General features: G+C 56.7%; 17 protein-coding genes. 10 read left to right on the top strand and 7 right to left on the bottom strand.

Going from position 1 to position 14,795, the window contains the following annotated elements:
• The first annotated feature begins 11 nt into the window (after positions 1 to 11).
• The 3 genes from AC57B1_RS22760 (at position 12) to AC57B1_RS22750 (ending at position 2,843) form a co-directional block, all read left to right on the top strand.
• A complete protein-coding gene (locus tag AC57B1_RS22760; RefSeq protein WP_496418746.1) occupies positions 12 to 419 on the top strand; it encodes a hypothetical protein in 408 nt (135 codons plus the stop codon).
• Between the two features lie 420 nt (positions 420 to 839).
• A complete protein-coding gene (locus tag AC57B1_RS22755) occupies positions 840 to 1,499 on the top strand; it encodes a hypothetical protein (protein ID WP_496418745.1) in 660 nt (219 codons plus the stop codon).
• A gap of 774 nt (positions 1,500 to 2,273) precedes the next feature.
• On the top strand, positions 2,274 to 2,843 hold the full coding sequence (locus tag AC57B1_RS22750; protein WP_496418744.1) for a GNAT family N-acetyltransferase: 570 nt from the start codon (positions 2,274 to 2,276) through the stop codon (positions 2,841 to 2,843).
• A 113-nt stretch (positions 2,844 to 2,956) separates the two neighbouring features.
• Here AC57B1_RS22750 and argC read toward each other — a convergent pair whose 3' ends face one another.
• On the bottom strand, positions 2,957 to 3,883 hold the full coding sequence (gene argC, locus AC57B1_RS22745; RefSeq protein ID WP_496418743.1) for an N-acetyl-gamma-glutamyl-phosphate reductase: 927 nt from the start codon (positions 3,881 to 3,883) through the stop codon (positions 2,957 to 2,959).
• Positions 3,884 to 4,003: 120 nt separating this feature from the next.
• On the opposite strand from argC, the gene AC57B1_RS22740 reads away from it, so the two are divergent.
• A complete protein-coding gene (locus tag AC57B1_RS22740) occupies positions 4,004 to 4,888 on the top strand; it encodes a LysR family transcriptional regulator (RefSeq protein WP_496418742.1) in 885 nt (294 codons plus the stop codon).
• Positions 4,889 to 5,111: 223 nt separating this feature from the next.
• Positions 5,112 to 5,933 carry a hypothetical protein gene (locus tag AC57B1_RS22735; RefSeq protein ID WP_496418741.1) on the top strand — a complete coding sequence of 274 codons (822 nt, stop codon included), beginning with the start codon at positions 5,112 to 5,114 and terminating at the stop codon, positions 5,931 to 5,933.
• Positions 5,934 to 6,355: 422 nt separating this feature from the next.
• On the opposite strand, the gene AC57B1_RS22730 is transcribed toward AC57B1_RS22735, so the two are convergent.
• The 3 genes from AC57B1_RS22730 to AC57B1_RS22720 all read right to left on the bottom strand — a co-directional run bounded on the left by AC57B1_RS22730 (position 6,356) and on the right by AC57B1_RS22720 (position 8,979).
• Positions 6,356 to 7,057, bottom strand: a complete 702-nt coding sequence (locus AC57B1_RS22730; RefSeq protein ID WP_496418740.1) for a DJ-1/PfpI family protein — start codon at positions 7,055 to 7,057, stop codon at positions 6,356 to 6,358.
• 468 nt (positions 7,058 to 7,525) lie between these two features.
• Positions 7,526 to 8,245, bottom strand: coding sequence for a hypothetical protein (locus AC57B1_RS22725; protein WP_496418739.1), 720 nt, complete (start codon positions 8,243 to 8,245; stop codon positions 7,526 to 7,528).
• Positions 8,246 to 8,718: 473 nt separating this feature from the next.
• Positions 8,719 to 8,979: a hypothetical protein gene (locus tag AC57B1_RS22720; RefSeq protein ID WP_496418738.1), complete on the bottom strand. Its 261-nt coding sequence runs from the start codon at positions 8,977 to 8,979 to the stop codon at positions 8,719 to 8,721.
• A gap of 212 nt (positions 8,980 to 9,191) precedes the next feature.
• Between AC57B1_RS22720 and AC57B1_RS22715 the strand changes: the two genes are divergently transcribed.
• Positions 9,192 to 9,413 (top strand): immunity protein Imm33 domain-containing protein, encoded by a 222-nt coding sequence (locus AC57B1_RS22715; RefSeq protein ID WP_496418737.1) that lies wholly within the window; start codon positions 9,192 to 9,194, stop codon positions 9,411 to 9,413.
• Positions 9,414 to 9,437: 24 nt separating this feature from the next.
• The gene (locus AC57B1_RS22710; protein WP_496418736.1) at positions 9,438 to 9,650 is read left to right on the top strand and encodes a hypothetical protein; all 213 of its coding nucleotides are present in this window, start codon (positions 9,438 to 9,440) and stop codon (positions 9,648 to 9,650) included.
• 190 nt (positions 9,651 to 9,840) lie between these two features.
• Here the strand turns inward: AC57B1_RS22710 and AC57B1_RS22705 are convergent, their stop codons facing one another.
• Both AC57B1_RS22705 and AC57B1_RS22700 read right to left on the bottom strand, forming a co-directional pair.
• On the bottom strand, positions 9,841 to 10,272 hold the full coding sequence (locus tag AC57B1_RS22705) for a hypothetical protein (RefSeq protein WP_496418735.1): 432 nt from the start codon (positions 10,270 to 10,272) through the stop codon (positions 9,841 to 9,843).
• Between the two features lie 178 nt (positions 10,273 to 10,450).
• The gene (locus AC57B1_RS22700; RefSeq protein ID WP_496418734.1) at positions 10,451 to 10,966 is read right to left on the bottom strand and encodes a GNAT family N-acetyltransferase; all 516 of its coding nucleotides are present in this window, start codon (positions 10,964 to 10,966) and stop codon (positions 10,451 to 10,453) included.
• Between the two features lie 240 nt (positions 10,967 to 11,206).
• On the opposite strand from AC57B1_RS22700, the gene AC57B1_RS22695 reads away from it, so the two are divergent.
• A complete protein-coding gene (locus AC57B1_RS22695) occupies positions 11,207 to 11,695 on the top strand; it encodes a GNAT family N-acetyltransferase (RefSeq protein WP_496418733.1) in 489 nt (162 codons plus the stop codon).
• A 124-nt stretch (positions 11,696 to 11,819) separates the two neighbouring features.
• Complete coding sequence (gene arsN2 / locus AC57B1_RS22690; protein WP_496418732.1) at positions 11,820 to 12,263, top strand: arsenic resistance N-acetyltransferase ArsN2; 444 nt, start codon at positions 11,820 to 11,822, stop codon at positions 12,261 to 12,263.
• 254 nt (positions 12,264 to 12,517) lie between these two features.
• Here the strand turns inward: arsN2 and AC57B1_RS22685 are convergent, their stop codons facing one another.
• The gene (locus tag AC57B1_RS22685; protein ID WP_496418731.1) at positions 12,518 to 13,519 is read right to left on the bottom strand and encodes a hypothetical protein; all 1,002 of its coding nucleotides are present in this window, start codon (positions 13,517 to 13,519) and stop codon (positions 12,518 to 12,520) included.
• A gap of 408 nt (positions 13,520 to 13,927) precedes the next feature.
• On the opposite strand from AC57B1_RS22685, the gene lpxA reads away from it, so the two are divergent.
• Positions 13,928 to 14,713, top strand: a complete 786-nt coding sequence (gene lpxA / locus AC57B1_RS22680) for an acyl-ACP--UDP-N-acetylglucosamine O-acyltransferase (protein ID WP_496418853.1) — start codon at positions 13,928 to 13,930, stop codon at positions 14,711 to 14,713.
• Positions 14,714 to 14,795 lie beyond the last annotated feature (82 nt).

Here is a 14,795-nt window from a genome sequence, read left to right as displayed (position 1 = left end):
CTAGACGCAACATGCGAAATGACCTAAACCGCGCAGCTTATTGGATTGGGTTTATCCTCGAACGCTGCCAATTTCCCGATCGCGATGCGCTCGCGGCCCAATTTGCGAATTCCGGAATCGGCGAGCTTTGCGAATGCGGGTGCAACAGTTTCGCGCTATCAATGGTTGCGCCCGACGACGTCCCTAGAATATCGACGAGGGGACACGGTTACGGCCTGGTGTTTGAAGCAGAGTTTCGTGACCATAGCGAACCCGACGAATCACGATCGCTTGAAATTCTTTTGTTCGCCGATGATTCGGGTCATTTGAGCTACGTTGAGATCGACTATTGTGGAAACGGGCTACCAATCCCCGAGCACATGAGCCTCGAATCGGCTCCCTATCATGTCTTCCACGGCGACACGCTGATCCATGCGTAGATCACGGGTATGCCAATCACATTAGGCTGTGTCCGGCCAGGAGCGGTCAGTCGACATCGGGGCCCTGAATCGCCGACAATCGGCGCAGACTGACGCAAGATGTAACTTGGATTAGCACCGGATCCACACATGACTACGAACCGCACAAAAACTCGGCTAGCCGGCGAGCTTAGTCGCTTCGTCCAGCAGTACGCCCGGAAGGCTCAGTCCTCAGAGCCCAACGACCGGCAATACGATCGCAAGCTCGAAAAGAAGATGAAACGCCTCTCCGCGTCTGAACTATCCGACCTTCTTTCGCAGGACGGGCAAGAGCCAGTTGGGCCGGGCCGTGAGAAAGGGTGAGAACGGCCACGAGTGGCCGCTGACCCGGTCGTGCTAGCTTGGCGACAATCCGGGTGAGGCAAGTCTGCGAGTGCAAATATGACTGTTAGATTCATCCTCGAAATCATTGATTCGGAAACAGGGTGTCCAGTGCGGAGTTTTGCGATTGAACCCGCAGATTCCGTTGTCATCTCGTCTCTGTTGGACGACAACGGTTTCGACCCGCGCAGTGTCTATGACCTTGATCCTCACGAAACAGCTGCGATTTTGTCCTATTTCGGCTTCGTGGCTGAAGAGCCTCCTTTGGCAATCCTAAGACCCCGCCATGAGCTTGACAATCGCCCTTACCAAGTTCACACGAATCGGGAACTTGCGCTGATGCTGGATGGAGTGAAGCCCTTTGCCGCATTCAGCGAGGAATATCCTTTGTTCGGAGAAGAAAGCCACATTCCGGAGAAGATCTTCGATCGCCATGTTGCAGACGGACGCTTTGTAAAAAGGGAATTTGTCAGTACTCGGATTCGCGATGGCTACAGGCTGCGCAAGGTTTTGTATGCCCGACCCGGCGAAGCTTGGCGCATCGACGCCTACATACTTCTTTGGCACACAGCGGAACAAACGGGCTGGAACGAGACGCTTGAGCGCATGGAAGGTTTCCTTTTAGGCTACGAAGAGTGGCAGACGGCATTACACATAGCAGCCGCGAGAGCACGAAAAGCGACGGGTCAGCCAGCCAGTTCAGACTCGCTGCCCCGCTGATATGGAGTTGTGAACCGACGAATTTTCGCTTGTGCTCGTGAGGTGCCGGATGTCCCTTTCCGAGAAGCGCGAGTGGCCGAAACGGGTCGGTCCATGCCTTTCGCATATCTGCTGCGATCAGCGATCTGCGGGGCTCGCGTTGGCCCGGGTTCGGCCACGAACGGTCATTCGACACGGGCTCCTCAATCGTTGACAATGCCGACAAATTAAGCCGATTCCGTATACGAACATGAACCTACTTGGACATCGCACACTTCATCGACCAGGGACCGTGTCGGAGGCTGCTACCCGCACTGAGAGAACCTCTGCGGACTTCCTGATAGACGGACAGTCTTTGCTGGAAATGCTGGTGAAAAATGCTGGAGGACACTCGGATTTCATGGGTTGCTTTGTGAGTGGGTATGCAGAGTCATGCGAGCGTACTCGCGCGACTCTGCTCGATGTTCCGCCTGAGAACGGAAGCGTGTGCTGCTTTACATCTGCCCAGAGTGCGGCGATATTGGCTGCGGCGCATATTCGGCCCTCGTGCGGCGCGATCGCGAATCCTACGTCTGGGAAAATTTTGCCTAGCAGGAGGGAAAATATGATTCGACGTCACTTGAGGCTGTTGGACCGTTTTTTTTCGAATCAAATCAATATAAAGCCGGCTTGTTCGCTGCGTCAGGATTTTGACGGACCCGAGTAGGCGTGAGATCCCAGTCGGCCATTTTGAGACATTTGGCGGCACTGCTTAAACTGCTGACAATCATTGCTCCCTGACACGCACCGGACAAAATGAGCGCAATTGAATTGTTGAAACCTACGACCGCATTGCTTCCGAGCTACGTTTCGGCTCTTCAGACGGGATGGTCACCTGACAATGTTCGTAAGGAGGTCGCTGCGCGCGAACAATTGCACGCCATCGAAGTGAACGCGGAGGCGTTTGTCGGTGGCCTAGACGATCCAACCGCATCGGGCGGCCCGATTCCTTTGCCCGATGGCTCGACCGTGGCCCGTCTGCCAAGCGTTGTCCGATGGATCTGGGACGGCGATGTTAGCGGTGCAATCGGATTTCGTTGGCAGGCTGGAACGACCGAATTGCCGCCGAACGTGCTTGGACATATTGGCTTCTCTGTCGTGCCGTGGAAGAGAGGCAACGGCTACGCCAGGCAGGCGCTTAACTTGATGCTCGGCGAAGCGAGGCTGCAAAGGTTGTCCTACGTCGAGTTAACGGTTGACCCGGAAAATATAGCCTCCCAGCGGGCAATCACAGCATGCGATGGTGTCTTGGTCGAGCGCTTCCGAAAGACGGTGGCCTATGGATTCGCGGAGTCTCTTCGCTACCGCATTGAACTAGACCATTGACGAATCTGGCGGCTCCGGTCAGCCAGTATGAGACATTCGACGGTAGCGACCAGATTGCCAACAATCGTTGGCGTGTCGGCGCGGCCGAACATAGCGTAAGCGAGCTGCCGCCATTACTGCGCGAGCATGAGGTTCAGGTTTTGAACCGCTGCGCCGGCTGCGCCTTTGCCGAGATTATCGAAAACCGCGGATAGCAGAACGTGTCCGTGTTCCGCGTTAGGAAACACGCTTAAACGCATATCGTCTGTACCGTTCAGTGCCTGCGGATCCAGCTGCTTTAAATCGCGCGATTCGTGCAGTGGCAGAACATGTACGTGGGCCGCCTCGGCGTAGTGGCGTGCGAGGCACGCGTGCAACGAAGCGCCGTCTGCGGGGGGCTCCAGCAGCCGCACATTCAGGGATACCGTCAGCACGATGCCCTGGCGGTACGCACCGTACGCGGGGACGAAGATCGGCCGCTGCGTGAGTCCGGCGTACTGCTGGATCTCCGGGGCGTGCTTGTGCGCGAGCTCCAGACCATATATTTGATACGACGGTGCGTTGACCGCTCCCGGCCCCTCGTATTCTTCGACGCCCGCACGCCCGCGTCCAGAATAACCAGACACCGCGTAAATGCTGACCGGGTGGTTGCCCGGAATGAGCCCGGCGTGCAGCAGCGGACGCAGCAGGCCAACTGCACCGGTCGGATAGCAACCTGGATTAGTGACCCGACGCGCGGTCGCAATGCGCTCAGCCTGTCCCGGCGTCATTTCCGGAAAGCCGTATGTCCAGTCCGGGTGTATGCGATGGGCGGAACTTGCGTCGATGACCCTGACGGCGGGGTTGACAATGGCGCCCACTGCCTCGCGCGCGGCGCCATCGGGCAGACAGAGGATGGCAATGTCGCAAGCGTTGATGGCTTCCGCGCGACGCCTGGAATCTTTACGTTCCGCCGCGGGAAGTGTGACCAGTTTCAGATCGGTCCGGCCGCAAAGCCGTTCGTGGATTTGCAACCCGGTGGTGCCCTGGTCGCCGTCGATGAAAACAAGGGGAGAGCTCATGCGCGCGATACTCCGGTAACTGGTAAGTGGAATGAGCTCGTATCTTCCGTGCACCACTAGAATAGAGAAAGTTGAATTTCATAACTTCGATATTCAGTTTTTCTGAATCTGGACGCCGACATGCGAGAGATCAGCCTGGACCGCTTGCGCACCCTGGTCGCTATTGCCGACCGTGGCTCATTCGCTGACGCGGCGCGTGCGTTGTATCTGGCGCCACCAACGGTCAGCCTCCACATCGCTGAACTGGAAGAGCGCATCGGGGCTCCGCTGCTCTCGCGCAAACGTGGACATGTCCGGCCGTCGGCAATAGGCGAGTTGTTGGTCGAGCGCGCGCGTCGACTGCTGGCCGACGCGGAACAGGCGTTAGACGATGTTCACCGCCAGGTTCAAGGTCTTGTCGGACGCGTTCGGCTCGGAGCATCGACTGGCGCGATTGCGCATCTTTTGCCGCAAGCGCTTGAAGTGCTGCGCCAGCACCATCCCGCTATCGATATACAGATCGCCGTACTCACCTCGCATGAAACGCTAACCCGATTGGTGGATGGGACATTGGATATCGGGCTGGTCGCACTGCCTCAGCCTCCCGTGGCTGGACTCGTGATAAAGCCTTGGCGCCGCGACCCCGTGATGGCCTTTGTGCCGGCGCATTGGCGGTGTCCGGCTCGCATTACGCCGGAATGGCTCGCCGCCCAGCCGCTCATACTTAATGATGCGACCACGCGTCTCTCGCGTCTGACTGCGGAATGGTTTGCGACCGGAGGGCACCATCCCGCAGCGCGCATTCAGCTCAATTACAACGATGCGATCAAGAGTCTGGTAGCGGCAGGTTATGGTGCGGCGCTGCTGCCTCATGAGGCCACTACGCCATTCGCCGACGCGCGCATTGTAATGCGTCCGCTGCGCCCGGCGTTGTGGCGTCGGCTCGGCATTGCGCATCGCGCGGGGCACGTCGATCGTTCCACGCAACATGTACTCGATGCGTTGTGGGATCTGCGATTGGCGTAGGAGTTTGCCATTTCCCTTTCGGTTCGTTCTCGCGTGGGACGGTAGCCCGTTGCACGCCACGACGAACGAATGGGCGCTTCGTAGATATTTGACAAACCGGAGCGGGTCGGATTATGCCTCTTGGTTGATGTGCGCGCCCGGCAAGATCGCTGCGCCCGGTCGTCAGGCGCTGGTCGGCCACAACGGGACGTTCGACAATGCCGGCTAGATCGCTGACAATCGCGTGCTGCCGCAGCATCTGCCCATTCTCGACGACGAGCTCGTCCCGAGCAGCCCCCGCGAGGGCTTCGATGTCGGCGGCCGTAACGGCGGGCTCGGCATCATGCGAACGATGGTCGGCTTCGGCATGTTTGCAATGACTGGTTACGTGCTTGGCCACGGCAGCGTGACGGCGAACCTGGTGCCCCTGCGGTCAGTTGCACTTGATGCTCGCAACGCTGCCGGACGCGGCATCAAAGAGGGCAATGCGCCGGACCGCACGCTGCAGGCCGATCCGTTTGTACGTCCTTTCCTAGGAGATTGTTTCATCATGTCGAGCTCATTTCGTGTCCTCGTTTTCGCCGCCCTCACAGCCTACGCGTTCGCGGCGCCTGTCGCGTACGCCGAGGGACTGGCGGGTACGTATGACATCTGTCGAACGCCGGCTGACGAGCAGGGCTGGGATGCCGAGAAACGCGACCTGCGGATCCGCTTCACCGACCAAGATGGTAAATACGCAGTCGCTTTCCACTTCAAGGCGAACGGCGCTTGGAAAACTTATACCGACGGCCCGTACGAGGCGGCGCCACCGTCGCGGTTCCGCGAGCTTTCCGGCGCGCCTTATCTATCGCCCGAGTCCGGCGCGGTGCCGGACGGCGTGCGCCCGTCGAAGGATGTACCTCTCGAGACAGTGGTTGTGCCGGACACTGCGGTCTTCATGCTGATGGCCGCGGACTGGTTCCGCCGCAATCGCGAGAGCAACGTGCCCTACGACACCAACGTGATCGGGGTATTCGTGCCGAAGGAAGGGCGCGCCGCCCGGCGAGTCCTCCTGTGCCGCGTCTGACGCGGTGCGTTTCGGCCGCGTAGCTCGCTATCAAGCAGGTCGCCATGACACGTCGGCTCATCCGTATCGACGATACGCAGCCGCCATCGATTCCGTCTCGACCGTGCGCATGGGAAACGCGTGTCTCTCAATACTACGTGGCTAGACAAAGCTTGAAGCACAGGAAACGGAGACGGAGTGACGCGTCGATGCGTTGTGACATTGGATGATGGACCGTGCTACGAGATCATTTACCACTTCTGGAGCATTAACGAGTGCCCAAACGGATATCGTGCTGCCGATTGCCGATTGCCGATTGCCGATTGCCGATTGCCGATTGCCGATTGCCGATTGCCGATTGCCGATTGCCGATTGCCCGTGACCGGCCACTTCGGACGCTCGACGCATCGGCCAAGATCGTCAACAATCAGCGCGAACCCTGCTCACTTCGGCGTGTTCGCAAGGTGTTCTGCCGCGCGTTTTGTAGCAGTCCTGCGGTGTTCAATAAAGGAGGCGATTTTCTCGCGAGTTGCTTTAGTCAGTGCTGGCGGCGCAGTGCGCGGCGATCCCGCCTGATATGGGGGTTCGGGATCGTACTCCATCTGAAGTTGGATTTCCTGAGCGACTTGATGGCCTACGAGATCGGCCACTACAGTCAAGGCGAAGTCTATACCCGAGGTCACGCCAGCGCCCGTTATCCGATTACGGTCCCGCACAACGCGCTCCTGAACAGGTTCGACGCCGAGCAAACTCAACTGGTCGATAGAGGACCAGTGGCAGGTTGCGCGGTAGCCGGTGAGTAGGCCTGCAGCTGCCAGAACGAGTGATCCAGTGCAGACCGACGTAACCAGTTTGCAATGCGCAGCAGCCCGCCTGAGGAACTGGAGTGTGATCTCATCATCCATGAGTTCGATTTGGCCAGGGCCGCCTGGAACGCAGATCACATCCAGTTCAGGGCAAGCCGCGAACGTGGTGGTGGGCAAAATGCTCAGTCCGCGGTCGGACGATACCGGATCGAGTGTTTTCCAAAGTAGGTGTATTTCGGCACCAGGCATGCGCCCGAACACCTCTGCCGGCCCCGTCAGATCAAGTTGTGTCAGTCTGGGAAAGAGAACGAGACCAACTCGAATTTTCTCACCATTCACGATCATCTCCAGTGGGGTTAGGTCTCGCATTGTAACGACGGCGATAAACTCAGGATCGTTTCCGATTGCGAGGCTATCGGCCAAACAAATTAGCCTGTAACGCCCACAGTGTCCATTCCATCTCGGCCATGAGCGGTCATTCGACACGGAACCACGAATCGCGGACAATCGACCATACGCCCGCCACCACCTCGCATGGATCATGAAGCAGCGTGTTCGGATCAGGCTTGTTCAGAGGCAACAAGCCCAGTGTCATGCGGCCGGCAAACCTGCACCTAGAGCGAAGGGATATTTGGAAGGTGACTATCGGTCGTGACTAGCCGCTATCTACCGACAACACAAAGAGTTGTTCAAGCGATTAGAAGACGCGTGAGCACGAGAAGGCCACGTTGGGCCGCGTTCCGTCTCGTCAACACAGCGGCTGACACGCCGCACGGTCGCTGGGAAGAATGTTGAGGCAAAGGTAGCCTATGGCGAAGCTTTCTGCGGTAGGCGCTCCCCAAACGCGTTCGAAGCGGTGTCAATAATCTTCCGGTAGCACTCTTTGACGTGCTTATCCCGTGCACCAGGGTGGAATGTCCTAAAACACTCGATGCCATTCGACCGGAAGTGCCAAAGAGCCTTTGGCTCGACCTTCACAGTCTGACGCTCCGGAAGCACGGCTTTCAAGGCGCGATCGTACGTGTGGCCACTACCGAAGATGATTAGATCTGGCTTAAGCAATTCGATTTCGAACTTGACGGCTGCAACCGAAAAATCAAACAAATGAGCGGAATGCCCGATCGAGCTCCTAGAGTAGCCGCGTTTCGGGCGGTGCCAGTCCATCTTCATTAGGTTGTTCCAGCAAACAGCCGCTCGATCGCCTCCAGCGAACGCATCGGCGAACCGCTTCCACTGCCGCAGTAACTCGCTATTACCGGTGCCGCGGGCGTGTTGATTCTCATAGCGAGCCTTCGCGATGTCGATCCTGTCCGGACGCTCGTAGAAGGCTCCCAGCTTGCCACACCAACCGTTAGTTTCCTTCCCAATGAACATGACTCGGACGGGCGCATCGAGGTAAGCCTGAGATACGCTCAGGAGAAACGGCGCCGACAACTCGTGAAAATGTTGAGTCAAGCCGGACTTGGCCGCCGCAAGCGCCCCGACATAATAAATATCCAAGACCGCTTGAACATCGTCTTTGGGCATGGTTGCACCGGATGGTATGCGTTGGCGGCGGCCCAGCCCTTCGCCTTCAGCTTTAGATTCGGCGGTAATTGTGGCATAGGTGATCAGATGTCGGCGGAACGCACGGACGACCCTATGGCTTTCCGCGAGGGGCTCTTCTGGGTCGGGGTGGTGCGTTCGCCGTCGGCCCGGATCCGGCCATGAAGCGACGGTCGATATCCCTCTCCGAATCGTCGACAATTTTCCCGTCGATTTTCCAATTTGCTCGACTACGCATTACTGTCCGTTCCAAACGCCCGAGTAAAGGTCATAGACGGTCAAGTGTCGTAGCGCCTCTCTAACCTTTGCCTCCCCGACAGTGTCAAGCAATCGGGTCGGGATAGAAATCCCGACATGCTCTCGGCCAATCGAAAATACTTCGGCTTTACCGTCGAGCAGGTCAAGACTGAGCTCAACATCGCTCAGGGATGCCCCACGAGCTATAAGTTGAAGGCTCATGACCGCTTCACCCGAACCTCGGCGACGTCTCCGAGCGCTTTTTCCAGCCGCCCCTCCAGATCGTCCACAACCCTTTGTCCACGCACGTCATAGTGCGCCACAAACCTTGTCGGCAGAGGCACGTGTTGTCGGCCAAAAAGTATCCGCGCCCGTACGAACGCAACGCTTAGGTTCAGTGCATCTTCCGTCTCGACATAGTGATTGGCGATCAGCGTGTGTTCTGTGGCGTCGGTTGCAGAAAACTCTGGCGTAAACATGATATTTTGATCCGAGACATCCCAGACTGTTGAACGGCCGCTTTCGGGAAATCTGAAGGCCCGCTTCGGGTCGCGTGCTGCCGACCGCAGCCGTGCAAGGCCGAAGCAGGTATGCCAATCGCGTGAGGCGGTGCCCGGCCGATTTGAGACATCCAACACGCCCCGCAGATTCGGCGACAATCACGACGAGCTAAGCATATCCGCGCGCGACCATGTCCAATGACCAAAGAAACGTTTGCAAGCGATTCGGTGCAGAATACGCGCCGCCCGACGAGAGCCAGAAGGTAGGAATCTCACTTGCGTCCCTTGAAAAGGTCCCGCTTCATGCGGGTCGGCTATCCCCGGAAAACGGTATGTGCGGTTGGTATATTTATGGCGGCGAGTACTCAATGGACGCTGACTCCGGCGCGAGAATTACAACACGCCTCGACTAAAACCAATCGAATGGACGAATGCCAATGAATGCGCGCTACAGCCAAGGTACGTTGCAAAGGACGGCAACGCTTATCCATAAGCGTTTTCACACGTCGACCGAGCGCTCGAAAGAACTAGCTGCCCAAGCGCTTGACGGGATAGATGCGCACGGACTCGATCCTGATGATTGGCAAACTGTAGTGGCCACTGTCAACGTCGTGGTTCGAGCGTGGATTTCCAGCGACGTGGGTAAATAGCCAGCGTTGACAGCGCAGATCATTGAATGGCCGTTGTTGGGTATTTCGAAGGTCCCTTCAGGGTCGGGTAGCGTTGCACCGCGGCCAACTTGTGTCGTTCAACGGGATCGCCTAGTTCACCGACAGTCACCGGCATCGGTTGCCGTCAAAGTTGTCCGGATGCTTTTTGGATGGTCCGAGCGCACGCAGCTTAGAAGCCCGGCGCGGGTCGCCAGTTAACATAAGGCGGGAATGAAGCGTTACTCAGAAACGCGGAAAATATGTCGATGACCTGCGTCGACATGAACCATTCATCGGAACGCATCGGAATGTTCCCCGCCCGACACACCAATATGCTCCCGTCCGGGAACACTGGATTGGGCTTGTCATGGAAGGCTCTTGAACGCGTATTCGTGCAGGCATCAAAGTGTTCGACCATGCAAGTGACGCCGCCCCCTGCAATCTGAACGTAACTTCCACTCTCATTCGTCAGAGAGGCATAAGAAGACGGCCCATAGCTGCGCAACGCTTTTATTGCACGGCTGATCTGAGCAGGCGTGGGCGCTGAAATGCCGACCTTTCCCTCAATCTCGAATTCCATTGGCAAATAAACTGCAGTAGGAGTTTGGAGCACGAACGTCATCCTATCAGCTCGATTGGCTGAGCATGTTGAACGGCCGCTTTGGAGAAAATCGAAGGTCCGTAACGGGTCGCGTGTTGTCGATCGAAACCGAGGGAGGTCGAGTCACGGATGCGTTTTGCATGAGATAGTGCGCGGCCAATAGCGGACCGTCATAACGCCTCGCCAAATCGACGACAAACTATATGTCGATGACATATCGTCGATCGACCACTGGGGTTGTGTCGATGTAACTTGATTTAGTCCCAGAAAATCGCCAACCGCTCCGCTCGTAAAACGCGATAGCTCGAGCGTTATCCTCGAGCACATAAAGATGCATCAGGTTTTGATTTTGTTCTCTCGTCCACGTTCGCACCGCCTCAATCATCAGTTTTCCGGCTCCGCATCCTTGATAGGCTGGGAGTACATGGAGGCAGTCTAGCAATGTTCCGAGGGGCGAATCATCAACATTCTCGGCACTGACAAAGCCGACCGGCATTCCTTCCTGCTCGGCCAACATAACGAGGCCTCGCGTGTTGGCCGGCCGCGCCATATAGGTTTCCCAATGTGAAGCATGGTCAGCCGGCACCTTCTCAAGCAGATACTTGGTGGGCAGGATTTCACAATAGGCTGCCTGCCAACTTTGGGTATGCAGTCTCGCGACGATCAGCGCGTCGTCAGGCTCCGCTGAGCGCAACAGGATTTTGTTTTCCGCCATGTCGCTTGTTCGTACGCAAATGACAACCATTGTAGCAATGCCGTTATCTGGAAATACGGCCCGATCGCTAGGCGTCGGCGTCACTCGGGTCGACCGCATCCTTCAGTGGCGGTTGGTGCGACCAAATCAGGCACGATCCGGCCATTTTCGGACGTTCGACATTGCTGGATGAATCGTCGACAATCTGCATTGATTCAGCCCTCGGGCCACTAACGCAATCAGTGCCGATCGAGTCTTCACATGCCACAAATCGAATTAAAGCGGGCTGATAAAACGGACCATCAGCTAATCGTAAACCTGATGCAGTTTTATAACTATGACTTCAGCGAGTGGATTCCACTTCCGTTTACCGACGACGGTTTTTTTGCTATCCGTCCGAAGCTCGATTATCTCTCCAGTTCAACGACGATGCCATTTCTCATTCTCGTCGATACCCAAATCGCCGGTTTCGTTATCGTCGACGACGAGGTGCATGTCACTGGGGTACAGTTCAATATCGGTTACTTTTTCGTGGCTCGGCGTTATCGTGGTCTAGGCGTGGGAACACAGGCCGTGTCTCATTTGCTGCGCAAGTTCCCAGGTAGCTGGCAGATATGGCACGTGACGGAAAACCTGGGAGCGGCTGCCTTCTGGGCAAAGACTATCCCCGCTGTGTCCGACGGCAAATATGTCGTCCATTCCTTGGAGATTGACGACTGTACTGCGACGCTGTACCGGTTCGATAGATGAGAGGTCGTTCGGCTGAGCGCGGCCACAACGAGACCTTGGACAGGGCACGAAAGTCGTCGACAATATAGCGAGACATTCAACGCTTCGATCGGGCAGAAAACACAGAAACTGACTGGATCACCATATGAAAGCCTTTGTCATCCGTCCAGCGCATGCCGCCGACTATCGCCCAATACTCGCATTGCTAAACAGTGAAGGTCTGCCGACGCAGGATGTAACCGTTGAGCAGATACCTCGCTTCCATGTCGCCGTTCTCGGGGATGCTAGTCTCGTGGGTTGTGTCGCGTTCGAGCAGTTCGGATCTGACGCGCTGCTGCGGTCGCTGGCCGTCGCTCACGGTGCGCGACGACAGGGTGTTGGCCACGCGCTGGTGGAGACCGCCGAGCGAGATGCTGTGTGCAATGGTATCCGTCGCTTGGTCTTGCTGACCACGACCGCAGCCGCGTGGTTCGCATCCATCGGATACCGTGGATTCGACAGAGCCGTCGTGCCGGATCGCTTACTGGCCACTTCGCAATTTGCGTCTCTTTGCCCGGCCTCGGCCACGTGCATGGTCAAGAATCTGTGACAGGCCTGTGTGGGCCGCCGTGACCGACTGCGCAGAGCGGACTGTCCCCTTTGGGTCTCGTGCTGCCGACCGCAGCCGTGCAAAGCCGAAGCAGGTATGCCAATCGCGTGAGGCGGTGCCCGGCCATTTTGGGACATTCGACGTCGTCGGCCAATTTGTCGACAATCGGGTCGACCTGTTGCTCTGCGAATCCCACATGGGAAACGAGCGCGATGGAATCAGTCAGGAGACGAGCTTGGCCCGTCTCTCGCTGATTAATCGACACCGGGAACTCCTGTCAAGGCGAGTCGGCTCGAGCGCATCTTTATGTATTCCGGGTCAGACGACAGTCCCGGAGATAGTTGACTCCAGGTCAACTCAGAGGGCGGACCAAGATAAAGGATGGCATCGAACTGATCTTGCATCACTGGAGATCGCGTCGGATCAACATAGATTTCCACCATGGAATCGCCGTCCTTGACGAACATCGGGTGCGGATAATACGAGTGGAAACCCGCTTCTCCGAGTGGTGTGCCTCGGATGACTGCCAGGCTTGGCTTGCGCCATGACGAGGCTTCGGACTGTAGAGTCGCCAGATCAACAAAAACCGGCACCCAAACGGAATAGACCTCGGCGCCTTCGCTTTCCAGCAACGAAACCAGGCTACTTGGTAGTGGGTTGTATTGTTGTTCCGCCTTTTCGGAGTTCTTCGCCTGCCAGAAAAGATTTCTACGCAATAGATGCATTCCGCCGTAGATGACCAGCGCGCGGCGCCGCTTGCCCAGCACTTCGCGTTGGATAATTTCCGCTGCACAACTGTCGCGGTCGCCTAACGCTCGCCAAGCTTTATCGAGTTCCTCGGCGTTCGCGATTTTCGACCAGTCTATCGGCGCATCGCCTAGCAATACGCGGATCTGACGGTCTCTTGGAAGCGAGGCATTCAAATGACGCACTTCACGAAAAAGCCCTTCAAAGACAGGGCGGTCCCACACGTCGTGGGGCTGCGTGGTGTTTTGCCAAGCTTGGCGGAGTTGATTTTCGGGTACGTCTTCCCCCGCAACGAACCGGTCCATCATCTCCTGATAAAGGGAATTGCCACTTTCAACTACGATATCGTTCACGATGTAAGCAAATCTGGGGTCCCGGATCAGCGAAATTCGAAAAGCATAAGCCTGTTCACATCCGTGGCCACCATCGCAAATCGCGACGACATTGTTGGATTTGAAAGCTTCGAGAATACCCGTGATCGGATCAATCGGATTCGCAGCAATTGCCATCGTGTGGGCTCCATCACTCTTATTTCAGACGTTCCAAATCTTACTGCGTCAAGCATTGATGACGGCCTGACAGGTGGGAAGTTCTGCGTGCCGGATTAGTTTGGATGTCCGGGTTCAATCAATGCGACCGTTTCTTGTGGGGCGCGCGCTGTTGAGCGCGGCCTCGCGAGATTCGCGATGTATGCAGTTTGCATAACTCGATTACCGGCCAATTCCGACGATCTGGGCATGCGCCATGATCGTAAACAATCTCTTCTGGTTTCAGTTGTCGATAGCTAGTTGAAAGCTATGGCCGAGCGGATTCGAAGATTTATTTATTCAGCCCGAAAAGCGAATCATAGCGCGCTGCTCTAGGATTTAATTTGAGCTAGAGTCCAATGCTGACATTCCTGAGAGGCTAAATTTGTGATTGACGAAACGGCTGTCATCCACCCGACTGCAGTTATTGAAGAAGGCGCCGTCATCGGGGCTCGAGTTCGCATTGGTCCCTATTGCTGTATAGGCGGTGACGTCGAGATTGGCGAAGGCACCGTCCTTAAGTCGCACGTTGTCGTAAGCGGGCACACCCGCATTGGCCGAGACAACACGATCTACCCTTTCGCCACGATCGGAGAAGACAACCAGGACTTGAAATACGCTGGAGAGCCAACCGTCGTAGAAGTGGGCGATCGCAACAGAATCCGGGAAAGTGTCACGATCCATCGCGGCACGGTCCAAGGAGGCGGTATCACCAAGGTCGGAAACGACAACCTTCTGATGGTCAATGCTCACGTCGCCCACGATTGCATCGTTGGAGACCATTGCATTCTGGCAAACAATGCAACGCTAGGCGGTCACGTTATCCTGGATGATCACGTGATCATCGGCGGTATGTGCGCAGTCCATCAATTCTGCATCATCGGAGCGCACGTTATGGTGGGCGGCTGTTCTGGTGTCGCGCAAGATGTGCCGCCGTTTGTTATTGCACAAGGCAATCACGCTTCACCTGTCGGAGTGAATACCACGGGGCTACAACGCCGTGGCTTCAGCAAGGAGGCGATACAAGCCATCCGGAATGCCTACAAGCTGCTTTACCGTAGCGGGAAGACGCTTGACGAAGCGAAGCCGGAGATTGCTGAGATTGCAACAGCCCATGCCGAGGTTAAGCCTTTTTACGATTTTCTTGAGCGCTCGACTCGCGGTTTGATTCGGTGAGGAAAGGTCGGGCAATCCGCGCCGCGTGAACGGTTGATTCTCGATCAAGCGGAAGGCGGACGGGTCACGTTATCCGGTTTGC

Source organism: Paraburkholderia sp. BGA-UO-ETr-F21, assembly GCF_059567925.1.
This window is presented reverse-complemented; position numbering and strand designations above follow the sequence as displayed.

What these genes read in the sequence shown, in the direction of transcription:
- AC57B1_RS22715 (WP_496418737.1), top strand. Translation starts at nt 9,192, where the DNA reads ATGTCCAATGACCAAAGAAACGTTTGCAAGCGATTCGGTGCAGAATAC.
- AC57B1_RS22760 (WP_496418746.1), top strand. Translation starts at nt 12, where the DNA reads ATGCGAAATGACCTAAACCGCGCAGCTTATTGGATTGGGTTTATCCTC.
- arsN2 (WP_496418732.1), top strand. Translation starts at nt 11,820, where the DNA reads ATGAAAGCCTTTGTCATCCGTCCAGCGCATGCCGCCGACTATCGCCCA.
- AC57B1_RS22710 (WP_496418736.1), top strand. Translation starts at nt 9,438, where the DNA reads ATGAATGCGCGCTACAGCCAAGGTACGTTGCAAAGGACGGCAACGCTT.
- AC57B1_RS22695 (WP_496418733.1), top strand. Translation starts at nt 11,207, where the DNA reads ATGCCACAAATCGAATTAAAGCGGGCTGATAAAACGGACCATCAGCTA.
- AC57B1_RS22685 (WP_496418731.1), bottom strand. Translation starts at nt 13,519, where the DNA reads ATGGCAATTGCTGCGAATCCGATTGATCCGATCACGGGTATTCTCGAA.
- argC (WP_496418743.1), bottom strand. Translation starts at nt 3,883, where the DNA reads ATGAGCTCTCCCCTTGTTTTCATCGACGGCGACCAGGGCACCACCGGG.
- AC57B1_RS22705 (WP_496418735.1), bottom strand. Translation starts at nt 10,272, where the DNA reads ATGACGTTCGTGCTCCAAACTCCTACTGCAGTTTATTTGCCAATGGAA.
- AC57B1_RS22725 (WP_496418739.1), bottom strand. Translation starts at nt 8,245, where the DNA reads ATGCCCAAAGACGATGTTCAAGCGGTCTTGGATATTTATTATGTCGGG.
- AC57B1_RS22750 (WP_496418744.1), top strand. Translation starts at nt 2,274, where the DNA reads ATGAGCGCAATTGAATTGTTGAAACCTACGACCGCATTGCTTCCGAGC.
- AC57B1_RS22700 (WP_496418734.1), bottom strand. Translation starts at nt 10,966, where the DNA reads ATGGCGGAAAACAAAATCCTGTTGCGCTCAGCGGAGCCTGACGACGCG.
- AC57B1_RS22720 (WP_496418738.1), bottom strand. Translation starts at nt 8,979, where the DNA reads ATGTTTACGCCAGAGTTTTCTGCAACCGACGCCACAGAACACACGCTG.
- AC57B1_RS22740 (WP_496418742.1), top strand. Translation starts at nt 4,004, where the DNA reads ATGCGAGAGATCAGCCTGGACCGCTTGCGCACCCTGGTCGCTATTGCC.
- AC57B1_RS22755 (WP_496418745.1), top strand. Translation starts at nt 840, where the DNA reads ATGACTGTTAGATTCATCCTCGAAATCATTGATTCGGAAACAGGGTGT.